General features: G+C 71.7%; 12 protein-coding genes. 9 read left to right on the top strand and 3 right to left on the bottom strand.

The window, feature by feature from the left end; translation table 11 throughout:
• Window positions 1-24 precede the first annotated feature (24 nt).
• Together ACGF3C_RS14055 and ACGF3C_RS14050 are read left to right on the top strand one after the other, a co-directional pair.
• On the top strand, window positions 25-600 hold the full coding sequence (locus ACGF3C_RS14055; RefSeq protein WP_357230453.1) for a helix-turn-helix domain-containing protein: 576 nt from the start codon (window positions 25-27) through the stop codon (window positions 598-600).
• Window positions 597-1,877, top strand: coding sequence for an MFS transporter (locus ACGF3C_RS14050; protein ID WP_393221967.1), 1,281 nt, complete (start codon window positions 597-599; stop codon window positions 1,875-1,877). The genes ACGF3C_RS14055 and ACGF3C_RS14050 overlap by 4 nt, the downstream gene beginning before the upstream one ends.
• A 48-nt stretch (window positions 1,878-1,925) precedes the next feature.
• Here the strand turns inward: ACGF3C_RS14050 and ACGF3C_RS14045 are convergent, their stop codons facing one another.
• Window positions 1,926-2,129: a cold-shock protein gene (locus tag ACGF3C_RS14045; RefSeq protein ID WP_007462771.1), complete on the bottom strand. Its 204-nt coding sequence runs from the start codon at window positions 2,127-2,129 to the stop codon at window positions 1,926-1,928.
• 193 nt (window positions 2,130-2,322) lie between these two features.
• Between ACGF3C_RS14045 and ACGF3C_RS14040 the strand changes: the two genes are divergently transcribed.
• Both ACGF3C_RS14040 and ACGF3C_RS14035 read left to right on the top strand, forming a co-directional pair.
• Complete coding sequence (locus ACGF3C_RS14040; RefSeq protein WP_393221964.1) at window positions 2,323-3,006, top strand: class I SAM-dependent methyltransferase; 684 nt, start codon at window positions 2,323-2,325, stop codon at window positions 3,004-3,006.
• A 101-nt stretch (window positions 3,007-3,107) separates the two neighbouring features.
• Window positions 3,108-3,716, top strand: a complete 609-nt coding sequence (locus ACGF3C_RS14035) for a VTT domain-containing protein (RefSeq protein ID WP_357230442.1) — start codon at window positions 3,108-3,110, stop codon at window positions 3,714-3,716.
• 251 nt (window positions 3,717-3,967) lie between these two features.
• On the opposite strand, the gene ACGF3C_RS14030 is transcribed toward ACGF3C_RS14035, so the two are convergent.
• Window positions 3,968-4,621 carry an MBL fold metallo-hydrolase gene (locus ACGF3C_RS14030; protein WP_357234844.1) on the bottom strand — a complete coding sequence of 218 codons (654 nt, stop codon included), beginning with the start codon at window positions 4,619-4,621 and terminating at the stop codon, window positions 3,968-3,970.
• 7 nt (window positions 4,622-4,628) lie between these two features.
• A complete protein-coding gene (locus ACGF3C_RS14025) occupies window positions 4,629-5,345 on the bottom strand; it encodes a maleylpyruvate isomerase family mycothiol-dependent enzyme (RefSeq protein ID WP_393221960.1) in 717 nt (238 codons plus the stop codon).
• 178 nt (window positions 5,346-5,523) lie between these two features.
• Here ACGF3C_RS14025 and rsgA point away from each other — a divergent pair, with 178 nt between their 5' ends.
• The 5 genes from rsgA to ACGF3C_RS14000 form a co-directional block, all read left to right on the top strand.
• Window positions 5,524-6,594, top strand: a complete 1,071-nt coding sequence (gene rsgA, locus ACGF3C_RS14020; protein WP_393221957.1) for a ribosome small subunit-dependent GTPase A — start codon at window positions 5,524-5,526, stop codon at window positions 6,592-6,594.
• Window positions 6,595-6,824: 230 nt separating this feature from the next.
• Complete coding sequence (uvrA, locus tag ACGF3C_RS14015) at window positions 6,825-9,770, top strand: excinuclease ABC subunit UvrA (protein WP_091408018.1); 2,946 nt, start codon at window positions 6,825-6,827, stop codon at window positions 9,768-9,770.
• Window positions 9,771-9,931: 161 nt separating this feature from the next.
• The gene (locus ACGF3C_RS14010; RefSeq protein WP_357232691.1) at window positions 9,932-10,420 is read left to right on the top strand and encodes a Rieske (2Fe-2S) protein; all 489 of its coding nucleotides are present in this window, start codon (window positions 9,932-9,934) and stop codon (window positions 10,418-10,420) included.
• 184 nt (window positions 10,421-10,604) lie between these two features.
• Window positions 10,605-12,593: an excinuclease ABC subunit UvrC gene (gene uvrC, locus ACGF3C_RS14005; protein WP_357232689.1), complete on the top strand. Its 1,989-nt coding sequence runs from the start codon at window positions 10,605-10,607 to the stop codon at window positions 12,591-12,593.
• A gap of 1,175 nt (window positions 12,594-13,768) precedes the next feature.
• On the top strand, window positions 13,769-14,247 hold a 479-nt coding region (locus tag ACGF3C_RS14000), incomplete at its 3' end, for a C39 family peptidase (protein WP_393221953.1).

Here is a 14,247-nt window from a genome sequence, read left to right as displayed (position 1 = left end):
CGTTGCGGATGTCAGGCTGTCGACATGAACAGCCCCGACGTACGCCAGATCACCGACTCCCGGGTGCTGGCCGCCATGTCCCACCCGCTGCGCCGCCGGCTGATGGACGTGTTCAAGGTCCACGGGCCCTCCACCGTCGGGCTCCTCGCCGAGCGCACCGACCAGGCCCCAGCGAACGTCAGCCACCACCTCAAGGTCCTCGCCGCCGCCGACCTGGTCGCCGAGGCGCCCGAACTGGCCCGGGACCGGCGCGAGCGGTGGTGGCGCCTGGTGACCAGGGGGTTGCGCTGGTCCAACGCCGACTTCGACGCCGACCCGGCCTCCCGCGCGGTCGCCGACGCCGCCACCTCGCTCAACCTCGACCGGCACGTCGCCCTGGCCCGGGCCTGGCACGCCGCCGACGAGAGCACCCAGGCCACCTGGAACGACGCGCCGTTCTCCACCGACCACTGGCTGAGCCTCACGCCGCAGGAGTTGGCCGAGTTGAGCCGCGAGATGATCGAGGTCCTCGGCCGCTGGGCCGACCGGGAGCTACCCGACGACGACGCCGACCGCAGGCCGGTCTTCGTCTTCGTCCACGGCGTACCGGCCCGACCGTGACCATCGCCACCCGTTCTGACGACGCCGACGTCCGGCCGACCGGAGGGCTGCTGCGGCACCGCGACTTCCGGCTGCTCTGGGCCGGCCAGGCGGTCAGCAGCGTCGGCAGCAACGTCACCACTGTCGCGCTGCCCCTGGTCGCGGTCGCCGTCCTCGACGCCGGCACCTTCCAGGTGGCGGTGCTCACCGCGGCGGCCTGGCTGCCCTGGTTGCTGATCGGCCTGCCGGCCGGCGCGTGGGTCGACCGGCTGCCCCGCCGACCGGTGATGGTGATCTGCGACCTGCTCTGCGCGGTGGCCTTCCTCAGCGTGCCGCTGGCCGCCGTGCTGGGCCGGCTCACCGTCGCGCAACTGCTGGTGGTGGCCCTCAGCGCGGGCGCCGCGCGGGTCTTCTTCGAAACCGCCGACCAGGTCTACCTGCCGGTGCTGCTGCGACCCGGGCAACTGCCGGAGGGCAACGCCAAGCTCCAGGCGACCCAGACCGCGAGCTACGTCGTCGGACCCGGCCTCGCCGGTCTGATCGCCCAGCTCGTCGGCGCCGTCGCCGCACTGCTGCTGGACGCGCTCACATTCCTGCTCTCCGCGATGTTCCTGTTGCGCATCCGCACCCGCGAACCACGCGTACGACCCTCGCAGCGGTCCCGATCGCTGCGCCGGGACATCACCGAAGGGCTGCGCTTCGTCATCAGGGACCCGTACCTACGGGTGCTCACGCTCTTCGGCGCGGCCAGCAACATCGGGCTGACCGGCTACCAGGCCGTCCTGGTGGTCTTCCTGGTCCGTGAACTGCGACTCGAACCGGGCCTGGTGGGTGGGCTCGTCGGTGTGATGAGCGCCGGCGGGATCATCGGCGCGCTGCTCGCCACCACTGTGGCCCGGCGCTGCGGCACGGCACGGGCGGTGCTGATCGCGGCGGCGCTCACCGGCCCGCCCGCGCTGCTCATCCCGCTCGCCGCGCCCGGCGTCGGGCTGGCCTGGCCAGCCCTCGGCGGCCTGCTGATCGGTCTCGGGGTGGCCATCGGCAACGTGGTCAAGGGTGCCTTCCGGCAGACCTACACGCCGCACCACCTGCTGGGCCGGGTGACGGTGAGCATGCATCTGCTCAACTACGGCACGATCCCGCTGGCGGCCGTGCTGGCCGGTGCCATCGGCGCACGTTACGGCGTCGAGACGGCAATTGTCGTGATGACCGCCTGGCTGGCGCTCACCCCGTTGATTCTGCTTGTCGGACCAATCCGGAGGCGGCGGGACCTGCCCGCCGCCCCGGCGGCGTCTTGAGTGCGCTGCGACGGCGGCCGGAGACCGGCCGCCGTCACCGGCACGGAGCTACATCGGGCGGACGTTGTCCGCCTGCGGACCCTTCTGCCCCTGGGTCACCTCGAACTCGACCTTCTGGCCCTCGTTGAGCTCCCGGTAGCCGCTCGAAGCGATGGCGGAGTAGTGGACGAACACGTCCGGCCCTCCACCGTCCTGCTCGATGAAGCCGAAGCCCTTTTCCGAGTTGAACCACTTAACCGTGCCGGTTGCCATGCATCTCTCCCTGTTCAAAGCGGCTGACCCTCGGCCTCTGGCCGATGATCGCCCGTACCTGTTCGACAGTAACGGGCAAAACCCCGATCCGCTGGCCGAAGTGCCGTAGGTATTTGACTGAACTCGGGTGAACTCTGCGCGGCGGCATGTGAAACCCGCCCCGACCAACCGCCGCTGCGGCATGCTTGCGCCGATGAGTGATGCCGCAGCCGACGCGCTGACCGAGCTGGAACGCGAAATCCACGCGCCCGGTACTGGTCTGGACCGGCTCCGGTTGATGCCCACTCCGTTCGTCCCCGAGGTGCGGCTGCACCTGGCCGAGGACGCGATCGTCTGGTGGGCCCGGATGGAGGCCGCCGCCGGACGCGCGCTGCCCGCGCCGTACTGGGCGTCCGCCTGGGCCGGGGGACAGGCCCTGGCCCGCCACCTCCTGGACCACCCGGAGCTGGCCGCCGGTCGCCGGGTGCTCGACCTCGCCGCCGGGTCCGGGCTGGTAGCCATCGCCGCCGCGCTCGCCGGCGCCGCGGAGGTGATCGCCAACGACATCGACCCGTACGCCGTCGCCGCCGTCACCCTCAACGCGCGGGCCAACCACGTCGTCGTCGACGCCACCGGGGACGACCTGCTCGACAGCACCGAAGCGAAGGTCGACCTGGTCGTCGCCGGAGACGTCTTCTACGACCGCGCGATGGCCGACCGGATGCTGCCCTTCCTGCAGCGGGCCGCCGCCGCAGGTGCCGACGTGCTGGTCGGCGACCCCGGCCGCGGACACCTGCCGACGGACCGCCTGACCGTGCTGGCCGACTACCCGGTACCCACCACCGAACCGTCGGTCGACTCGTCGCTACGCCACGTGCAGGTGCTGCGCCCCGCCTGAGGCGCACCCCCGACTCAGGGGCGACCCCGAGGCGGATACCAGGGGTCACTGGGGGCTACGACCCGATGTCCGAAGTGGCGCCACGGCCATAGCGTCGACGCATGACGCAATGGCTGGCCCAGATCGGAGAACTACCGGTTCTGCTGCTGATGGGCGCGCTCGGGCTCGTCATGCTCTTCGACGCCGTACCCCTGCTGGGTGTCCTGGTTCCCGGCGACGTCGCGATCCTCGCCGCCGTCGGCGTGGGCCGCCCGAGCACCGGGCTGGCCACCTTCACCGCGGTGCTGATCGGTTGCCTGGCCGGTTGGTCACTGAGCTTCCTGGTCGGCCGTCGCTACTCCGACCGACTGCGCGACAGCCGCATCGGTGGCTGGATCGGCGAGGCCCGCTGGACAGCGGCCGAAGGAATCCTGCGTCGCGGAGGCGGCCGGATGATGGTGGTCGCGCCGTTCCTGCCGGTCTTCAACGCGCTACTGCCACTGGCCGCCGGCGGGCTGCGGATGTCGTACCGCCGATTTCTCGGCTGCGCGACGATCGGCGCGGCCGCCTGGGCCGGTCTCTACCTCGCCCTGGGCACCGCGTCGCGGTCGGTGGCCGCGCTGCTGCCGGGCGACCCCAGCCCTCTGCTGGTCACGATGGGGGTCGGGCTGGTGCTGGCCTCCGTCGCGTTGCTGGGGGCGCGGCGGCGGTTGTTTGCCGTCGTCGGCTGAGGCTGTTCTTCGCTCTGGGGGGGTGTGGGGGCTCTGGGGCCGGGTTGCGGTGGGTGGGGCGGGGGCCCGCCGTGCCCGGCTCCGGGCGGTCAGGCTTGATCCCTGCGCCGGGCACGGCGGGCCCCCGCCCCCGTCGTGGTTCCGGTTCGCGCGGGGGTGCCGCCGCCGTCGGCCGGCAGTGGGTGATCTTGGTGGTTCTTGGTCGACGTTGGGTTGTCTTTGCTCTTGGTGGTGGTGGTTGTGCTGGGGGGTTACCAGCCTCTGGCTTTCCACTGGGGGAGGGCGGGGCGCTCGGCGCCCAGGGTGCTGTCCTTGCCGTGGCCCGGGTAGAACCAGGTGTCGTCCGGGAGCTGGTCGAACAGCTTGTGCTCGACGTCATCGATCAGCGCCGCGAAGCGCTCCGGGTCCTTGTCGGTGTTGCCCACCCCACCAGGGAAAAGGCTGTCGCCGGTGAAGAGGTGCGGGGTGCCGGACGGGTCGCGGTAGAGCAGCGCGATCGAACCCGGGGTGTGCCCCTTGATGTGGATGACCTCCAACGCGCAGTCGCCGACTGCCACGGTGTCGCCGTCGGCCAGCCGCTCCGCCTCGATCGGCAACCCCGACGCGTCGTCGGCGTGCACCAACGCCCGGGCGCCGGTCTTGGCGACGACCTCCTCCAGCGCCACCCAGTGATCCATGTGCTGGTGGGTCGTCACCACGGCGGTGAGCCCACCGTCACCGATCAGCTCGAGCAGCCGGGGCGCCTCGTTCGCGGCGTCGATCAGCACCTGATCGCCGGTGCCCGTGCAGCGCAGCAGGTAGGCGTTGTTGTCCATCGGACCCACCGACAGCTTGCTGATGGTCAGCCCGTCCAGCTCCCGAACCGCCGGTGCGCCGCCGTGCGTGACGTCTCCGCTGTATGTCATGACGTTTCTATATCCATTCCGGTGGAGTAGGCAGGGGACCGTCAGGGGTGACGGAGAGCAGGGTGCCGTCGGCGCGGCCGATCAGCCAGACGGCGAGGTCGGGGGCGGAGCCGGCGACGACCGGAGCGCCGACGCGCCCCCCGATCACCACCTCGTGCTCACTGCCGTCGAGGCGCAGCACCATCGACGGCGGTGTCGGCCCCATGGCGTGATGACTGGCCGCCTCCCGCAGCAGTCGGTGGGCGAACGTCTCCGACCAGTCCGCGGCCCGGTAGTCGGCGGCCAGATCGAGGTGGTGCACCTCGATCTCCCGCAGTCGACCCCAGACCAGCAGCGCCGCCGGCCAGGGACCCTTACGCGCCTGCACCGTCGCCGCCCAGGCGTCGGCCGGCATCGCCGCGACCGCCTCGGCGAACAGGTCCGCGGTGCGTCGCAGGTCGTCCAGGTGCGCGGCCGGTGGCCGGCTCGAACCGGCTTCGATGTCGGCGGTGCGGGCATCCAGCGAGGCGTACATCGGCAGCGCCGCCCCGGTGCGGGCCGCGGTGAGCAGGTTGACGAAACCGTCGGCGTTGCGCGCCACATGCGCCAGGACGTGGCCGCGCGTCCAGCCCGGCAGCAGCGACGCGGCGGCCAGGTCCGCGGCGTCGAAAGAAGCGGCGGTACGCAGTAGTCGCCTGGTGGCCGCGTCCACCTCGCCCATCAGCAACAGCGGATCCGTGGTCACCCGTCGACCCTAGCGGTCCGCCGTCGCGCCGTCGCCGGGGAAATCGCTTTCGGCGCGTCGGCGCGCGACCTACCGTCAGCGGCAGACGCGGCACCGGGACATCGGACGGAGGTGGTGATCATGCCGGACGTGGCACGCGTGTTCCGCCATCACCAGCTTCGACACCGATGAGGATGCCATGACGATCGATTTGACCGCCCTCGGCTGGGACGCCGAGCGGACGGCGTACGCCGCGCGCCGCGGCGAGCACCAGCCGGGTCGGGTGGCCCGGGTGGACCGGGGGGTCTGCACGGTGCTCACCGCAGGTGGCCCGGTCCGGGCCAGTCTGGGTGGGGCGGTGCTGACCGTCGCCGCCCGGGACCCGTCCGCGCTGCCCTGCGCCGGGGACTGGGTGCTGCTCACCCACTGGCCGGACCGCCGCGTCACCGTCGAGGCGGTGCTGCCGCGGCGGAGCGCGCTGATCCGACGTACCGCCGGCAAGGACGCCAGTGGTCAGGTGCTGGCCGCCAACCTCGACGCCGCCGCCGTGGTGGAGCCGGTGCACCCCGAGCCGGACGTGGGCCGGATCGAGCGGCTGCTCTCCCTGGCCCACGAGTCCGGAGCCCGGCCACTTGTCGTACTGACCAAGGCGGACCTCGCGGCCGACCCGGCCACGCTGGCCCGCCAGCTGGCCGCCGTCGCGCCCGGGGTGCCAGTGCTGCCGGTCAGCGCCGAACGTGGCCTCGGGCTGGCACCGCTGCGCGCCGAGGTGACGCCCGGCCGCACGCTCGGACTGCTCGGCCCGTCCGGCGCTGGCAAGTCGAGCCTGGTCAACGCTCTCGTCGGGGCGGTGATGATGCCCACCCAGGCGATCCGGCGCGTCGACGGCAAGGGCCGGCACACCACCACCTGGCGGGCGCTCGTACCGATCCCCGGTGGCGGTGCGGTGATCGACACGCCCGGTGTCCGGGCGGTCGGCCTGCTGGACGGCGCGGCCGGGCTCGACCGGGCGTTCGCCGACATCGCCGGGCTGGCCGAGGGCTGCCGGTACGCCGACTGCGGTCACGACGGCGAGCCGTCCTGCGCGGTCCGGGAGGCGGTGCACACCGGCGAGCTCTCCCCCCGTCGGTGGGAGAGCTGGCGGCGGCTGCAGGGCGAGGTGGCCCACGAGAGCCGACGGCGGGAGGCCCGGGTGGCGGCGGAGCGACGCGGCGGGTGGCGTTCGGCCCGGCGTCGGGCCGCGCGTCCGCCGGCGCCCGGCGGCTACTGACCGGGCATCCGCCGGCGCGTGGCCGACCGGGCTCGCGGGCGGCGCGGCCGACCGGGCTCGCGGGCGGCGCGGCCGACCGGGCTGAGCTGGGGGAATGTGCGGGCGAGGGAAACTGTCGTACCTCGGGGCTAGAGTTGCCGAGGCGTGTTTTCCGCGCCCGCACGACCGCTCAAGACCACCCAGAGCGGGACAGATCCATTGCTTCGTCTTCTCCCGGGAGTACACGCACCGTGGCCGACCGACTGATCATCCGTGGCGCGCGCGAGCACAACCTGCGTGACGTCAGTCTCGACCTGCCCCGGGACGCGCTCATCGTGTTCACCGGGCTGTCCGGGTCGGGCAAGTCGAGCCTGGCCTTCGACACGATCTTCGCCGAGGGGCAGCGCCGCTACGTCGAGTCGCTCTCGTCGTACGCCCGGCAGTTCCTCGGCCAGATGGACAAGCCAGACGTCGACTTCATCGAGGGCCTGAGCCCGGCCGTCTCGATCGACCAGAAATCCACCTCGCGCAACCCGCGCTCGACGGTCGGCACCATCACCGAGGTCTACGACTACCTGCGTCTGCTCTACGCCCGCATCGGTGAGCCGCACTGCCCGGTCTGTGGTGAGCGCATCTCCCGGCAGAGCCCGCAGCAGATCGTCGACCGGGTCCTCGCCATGGCCGAGGGCACCAAGTTCATGGTGCTCGCACCGGTGATCCGTGGCCGCAAGGGCGAATATGTCGACCTCTTCGCCGAGCTGCAGGCCAAGGGCTACGCCCGGGCCCGGGTCGACGGCGTGGTTCACCCGCTGACCGAGCCGCCGAAGCTCAAGAAGCAGGAGAAGCACACCATCGAGGTGGTGATCGACCGGCTCACCGTCAAGCCGAGCGCCAAGCAGCGGCTCACCGACTCGGTCGAGGCGGCCCTGGGCCTGTCCAGCGGCCTGGTCCTGCTCGACTTCGTCGACCTTCCCGAGGACGACCCGGACCGCGAGCGCCGCTACTCCGAGCACCTGGCCTGCCCCAACGACCACCCGCTCGCCATCGAGGATCTCGAGCCTCGGGTCTTCTCCTTCAACGCGCCCTACGGCGCCTGCCCGGAGTGCACCGGCCTGGGCACCAAGAAGGAGGTCGACCCGGAGCTGCTGGTCCCCGACCCGGAGCGCAGCCTGCGTGAGGGCGCCATCCAGCCCTGGTCCACCGGGCACAACCTGGAATACTTCCTGCGCCTGCTGGAGGCGCTCGGCGAGGCCCAGCACTTCGACATCGACACCCCGTGGCGGGCGTTGCCGGCGCGCGCGCAGAAGACGATCCTGCACGGCTCCGACGACCAGGTTCACGTGCGCTACCGCAACAAGTACGGCCGCGAGCGCTCCTACTACACCGGCTTCGAGGGCGTGGTGCAGTGGATCGAGCGCCGGCACTCCGACACCGAGTCCGAGTGGTCCCGCGACAAGTACGAGGGCTACATGCGCGACGTGCCGTGCGCGGCGTGTGGCGGTGCCCGGCTCAAGCCCGAAGTCCTCGCGGTCACGTTGGCCGGCAAGAGCATCGCCGAGGTCTGCAACCTGTCCGTGGGGGAGTGCGCCGACCTGCTCGCCGGCATCGAGCTGACCGACCGGCAGAAGATGATCGCCGAGCGGGTCCTCAAGGAGATCAACGCCCGGCTGCGGTTCCTGCTCGACGTCGGCCTGGACTACCTCTCCCTGGACCGCCCGGCCGGCACGCTCTCCGGCGGCGAGGCACAGCGCATCCGGCTGGCCACCCAGATCGGCTCCGGCCTGGTGGGTGTGCTCTACGTGCTCGACGAACCGTCGATCGGGCTGCACCAGCGCGACAACCACCGGCTGATCGAGACCTTGATCCGGCTGCGTGGGCTCGGCAACACGCTGATCGTGGTGGAGCACGACGAGGACACCATCCGCACCGCCGACTGGATCGTCGACATCGGGCCCGGCGCGGGTGAGCACGGCGGCAAGATCGTGCACAGCGGCTCGGTGCCGGCGCTGCTGAAGAACAAGGAGTCGATCACCGGGGCGTACCTGTCCGGTCGGCGGTCGATCCCGACGCCGACGGGCCGCCGCCCGCAGGACCCGGCCCGCGAGCTGGTGGTGCACGGCGCGCGGGAGCACAACCTGCGCAACCTGACCGTCTCGTTCCCGCTGGGCCAGCTGATCGCTGTCACCGGGGTCAGCGGCTCGGGCAAGTCGACGCTGGTCAACGACATCCTGTACGCGGTGCTGGCCAACCAGATCAACGGCGCCCGGCTGGTGCCCGGCCGGCACACCCGCGTCTCCGGGCTGGAGCACGTGGACAAGGTCGTCGGCGTGGACCAGTCGCCGATCGGCCGCACGCCGCGCTCCAACCCGGCCACCTACACCGGCGTCTGGGACCACGTCCGCAAGCTCTTCGCCGAGACGACCGAGGCGAAGGTGCGCGGGTACGGCCCGGGTCGGTTCTCCTTCAACGTCAAGGGCGGGCGCTGCGAGGCGTGCTCGGGTGACGGCACGATCAAGATCGAGATGAACTTCCTCCCCGACGTGTACGTCCCCTGCGAGGTCTGCAAGGGCGCCCGGTACAACCGGGAGACCCTGGAGGTGCACTACAAGGGCAAGACCGTCTCGGACGTGCTGGAGATGCCGATCGAGGAGGCCGCCGAGTTCTTCTCCGCGATCCCGGCCATCCACCGGCACCTGAAGACCCTGGTCGACGTCGGCCTGGGCTACGTCCGCCTCGGTCAGCCGGCGCCGACCCTCTCCGGCGGTGAGGCGCAGCGGGTCAAGCTCGCCTCCGAGCTGCAGAAGCGCTCCACCGGGCGGACGGTCTACGTGCTCGACGAGCCGACCACCGGTCTGCACTTCGAGGACATCCGCAAGCTCCTGATGGTGCTGGAAGGGCTGGTCGACAAGGGCAACACGGTGATCACGATCGAGCACAACCTCGACGTGATCAAGACCGCGGACTGGCTGATCGACATGGGTCCCGAGGGTGGCCACCGTGGCGGCACAGTGCTCGCCACCGGCACCCCCGAGGAGGTCGCCGAGGTGGCCGAGAGCCACACCGGCGAGTTCCTGCGCCAGGTGCTCAAGCTCGACGGCAAGGCCAAGGGTGCGGCTGCCGCCACCACCCGGGCCGCCAAGGCCAACGGCGTGACCAAGGCGCGGGCCAGCCGCAAGGTGCCGGCCGCCGCGCGCTGACCTCTCGACGCGTGCTGATGGGGTGGGGTGGGTCGGATGACGACCTGCCCCACCCCATTTGTCGGGTCGAGCGGATGCCGTGCTGAACCATCCGGCACAGTTGCCCGTGTGGAGAAGTGTGGCCGGCTTTCGACCGGCAGCGGGCTAGAGAGAGGCGAGGCATGAGTGACGATCAAGCGCTGACCGGACCAGGTACGCAGACACGTCGTAACCTGCTCACCGGCGTCGGGGCGGTCGGCGCGGCCGTCGTCCTGGCTGCCTGCGGCAGTGACGACGACGGCGGCAGCAGCAGCGGTGCGCCCACAAGCGGTGGCCCTGCCGTACCCAGCACCGGCGACGCTGGCGGCGGTGACCGGCAGGATGCCCAGTCGCTGGCCACCACCGCCGACATCCCGGTCGGCGGCGGCAAGGTCCTCGCCGCCCAGGGCGTGGTCATCACCCAGCCCACGGCCGGCCAGTTCAAAGGCTTCAGCCCGATCTGTACGCACCAGAACTGCCCGGTGACGAACGTCGACGGCGGCACCATCAACTGCACCTGCCACAACAGCAAGTTCTCGATCGAGGACGGCTCGGTGAAGGCCGGCCCGGCCACCAAGCCGCTGCCGCCCAAGGAGATCAAGGTCACCGGCGACCAGATCTCGCTGGCCTGATCCGACGCGGGGCCGGTGGGCCGGCCCGGGCCGCACCTTGACCGGCCGGTCGCCCGGCGTCGCAGGACCGATCCGCGTTCGGGAAGTCGGGGTGTCAGCGGGTGTGCCGACACCCCGACTTCCGGGGTGCCGAGTGGATCACGCCTGCGGTGGGCTGTCGGTGCTGCGGACTAGGCTTGTTGGTGTGGCTGACCCCTCGACCTACCGCCCCGCACCCGGCACCATCCCGGAGCTACCAGGGGTCTACCGCTTTCGCGACGGCACCGGCCGGGTGATCTACGTCGGCAAGGCGCGAAATCTGCGCAGCCGACTCAACTCATACTTCGGCGACGTCTGGAACCTGCACGAGCGCACCCGACAGATGGTCACCACCGCCGAGTCGGTGGACTGGATCACCGTCGGCACCGAGGTCGAGGCGCTCCAGCAGGAGTTCACCTGGATCAAGCAGTACGACCCGCGGTTCAACGTCCGCTACCGCGACGACAAGTCGTACCCCTATCTTGCTGTCACCCTCGACGAGGAGTACCCCCGGCTGCAGGTGATGCGCGGCGCCAAGCGCAAGGGCGTGCGTTACTTCGGTCCCTATTCGCATGCCTGGGCCATCCGGGAGACCCTCGACCTGCTGCTGCGCGTGTTCCCCGCGCGCACGTGTTCCGCCGGGGTGTTCAAGCGGGCCGGCCAGGTCGGTCGCCCCTGCCTGCTGGGCTACATCGGCAAGTGCTCGGCGCCGTGCGTGGGCACCGTCTCCGCCGACGAACACCGGGCCATCGTCGACGGGTTCTGCGACTTCATGGCCGGGCGCACCGACACCATGGTCCGCAAGATCGAACGTGAGATGACCGAGGCGAGCGAGCAACTGGAGTTCGAGCGGGCCGCCCGCCTGCGCGACGACGTGGCCGCACTGCGCCGGGCCATGGAGAAGCAGACCGTGGTGCTCGGCGACGGCACCGACGCGGACGTCGTCGCGTTCGCCGACGACCCGCTCGAGGCGGCTGTACAGGTCTTCCACGTCCGCGACGGCCGGGTCCGCGGCCAGCGCGGTTGGGTGGTGGAGAAGACCGAGGAGCTGACCACCGGGGACCTGGTGCACCACTTCTGCACCCAGGTGTACGGCGGCGAGCACGGCGAAGCCGACGTGCCTCGGGAACTACTGGTCCCCGAGCTGCCCGCGGACGCCGACGCGCTGGCCGAGTGGCTCTCCAACCACCGGGGCAGTCGGGTGTCGCTGCGGGTGCCGCAGCGTGGCGACAAACGCTCACTGATGGAGACGGTGGAGCGCAACGCCAAGGACGCGCTGGCCCGGCACAAGCTCAAGCGCTCCGGTGACCTGACCACCCGGGGCAAGGCACTGGACGAGATCAGCGAGGCGCTGGGCATGAGCACGTCGCCGCTGCGCATCGAGTGCTTCGACATCTCCCAGATCCAGGGCACCGACGTGGTCGCCAGCATGGTGGTCTTCGAGGACGGGTTGCCCCGCAAGAGCGAGTACCGGCGGTTCATCGTCCGGGGTGCCACCGACGACCTCTCCGCGATGTCCGAGGTGCTCCGTCGCCGCTTCGCCCGCTACCTGGACGCCAGGGCCGAGACGGGTGAGGTGGGCGTGGAGTCGGCCGACGACTCGGCCGCCCCCCAGGACGCGGTCGAGCCCCAGGTCGGCGTCCTGATCGATCCGACCACCGGCAGGCCACGGAAATTCGCGTACCCGCCACAGTTGGTGGTCGTCGACGGCGGCGCCCCGCAGGTCGCCGCCGCCGCGCAGGCCCTCGCCGACCTCGGCATCGACGACGTGGCCCTGTGCGGGCTGGCCAAGCGGCTGGAAGAGGTGTGGCTGCCGGACGACGAGTTCCCGGTCATCCTCCCGCGCACCTCGGAAGGGCTCTACCTGCTGCAACGGGTGCGTGACGAGGCCCACCGGTTCGCCATCACCTTCCACCGGCAGCGCCGGTCCAAGCGGATGACCGAGTCAGCGCTGGACCACGTACCCGGCCTGGGCGAGGTGCGTCGCAAGGCGCTGCTGCGGCACTTCGGCTCGCTCAAGCGCCTCTCGGCAGCAACGGTCGACGAGATCACCGAGGTGCCTGGGGTGGGGCGGCGCACCGCCGAGGCGATTCTGGCCGCCCTGGACAAGGACACGAAGGCCGGCGACGGCGCGGGAGCGAAGCCCAGCACCTGAGCGCCGTCGCTCGCTCGCTGCCGGGCCGGAGGGGGGCACCCAGGGCACGCTGGCTGTCCTCGCTCGCCCCGCTGATGGGCGGTCGCCCCCCATGATCGTGCTCGTTCCTGGATGTAGTGGCCTCGTTGCGTTGGGAGGGGCCTCTTTCCTGGATCCAGCACGATCTAGCGGGGGTTGCGGGCGCCGGGCTGTCCCGGGACGGGGCTGGCCCGCCCGGCGCTCTGCCCGTGTGTCGGGCCGAACCCCGCCCCGCCCGCCCGGGTCCGCCCCGCCCGCCCGGGTCCGCCCCGCCCGCCGGGTCCGCCCCGCCCGCCCGGGTCCGCCCCGTCCGGTCCGCCCCGTCCGGTCCGCCCCGTCCGGTCCGCCCCGCCCCGTCCGGTCCGCCCCGCCCCGTCCGGTCCGCCCCGTCCGGTCCGCCCGTCCGGTCCCCCCCGTCCGGTCCGCCCCGTCCGGTCCGCCCCGCCCCGTCCGGTCCGCCCCGCCCCGTCCGGTCCGCCCGCCCCGCCCGGCGCGCCCGCTCGGCCCAGGCGCGCCCGCTCGGCCTGCCCCGCCCGCCCGGCCACGCCCGCCCCGCCCCGGACTGCTCCGCCCCGCCCCGGGGCGCAACGGACGAACGGTGCTTGCGGGCATGATCGACTCGGGTTCCGTGATGTTGGGGGGTCTCCGGCAGCGGGACACCGCGTTTTCAGGGAACCGGAGTGGATCATGCCGCCGTGGCCGTCGTGTCGGGTTCGGCAGGGTGACGGGGTGGGCGGTTTGTCGGGTTCGGGGTGAATGTCGGGTGGTTGGGGCCACCCCGACGGCGGAATCGGCGACCGGCCCGGGTCGTTATACCTGGCAGACCACCGCAACAGCCCGGGTCACCGCGGGCCGGCCGCCGGGAACACCCGGCAGGCCGCCACGGTTACACCCCCCGAACGGCCGAGCACCATAACGGCCCGGGGCCGCCGCCGGGAACACCCGGCAGGCCGCCCCGGTTACATCCCCGGAACGGCCGAGCACCACAACGGCCGACCCCCGCAGGTAGGCGGAATGATCCGCCGCCGGCACCCGTTACACCGCGTCCCGACGCCGGCCCCCGTTGCGGGTCGCCGGGCACGAACTTTCCCCGCACCACCATCCACCACCCCCCTGGTGTGGTGTGGGTATCCCCCGAGGCAGAGGAGCACGCCATCATGCGTACCGATCTGATCCTTAAGACCGCCCTGACCGCCGCCGGCCTCGCGTTCACCGGAGGCGCCATCGCCGGGCCCGTGACCGCCGCTTACGCCATGTCCGATGCGAAGCCGGCCACGCAGACGCAGACCGACCGCAAGGGCGGCCACGGCGAGCGGGAACTCGGTGTGCGCTACGAGGCCCAGCCGAACTTCTACTACTGCGGGCCCGCCGCGACCCGTAACGCCCTGAGTGTGCAGGGTAAGAACATCAACGTTGATGACATGGCCAAGGAGATGGGCACCACCGAGGCCGGCACCAACTCCATCAACGACATCACCCCCGTGCTGAACAAGGAAACCGGTAAGAACGACGCCTACCGCTCCGTGGAGATCAGCACCCCCGACGCTGACGCCAAGCAGACCGACCAGCTGCGCGCCGACATCGTCCGCACGGTTGACGACGGTAGGGCCGTGGTCGCGAACATCGCCGGGACCAG

This window comes from Micromonospora sp. NPDC047762 (genome assembly GCF_043204655.1).
In the GTDB taxonomy this organism is placed as follows: domain Bacteria; phylum Actinomycetota; class Actinomycetes; order Mycobacteriales; family Micromonosporaceae; genus Micromonospora.
The sequence above is the reverse complement of the archived record's forward strand: the minus strand, read 5'-3'. Positions and strand labels throughout refer to the sequence as shown.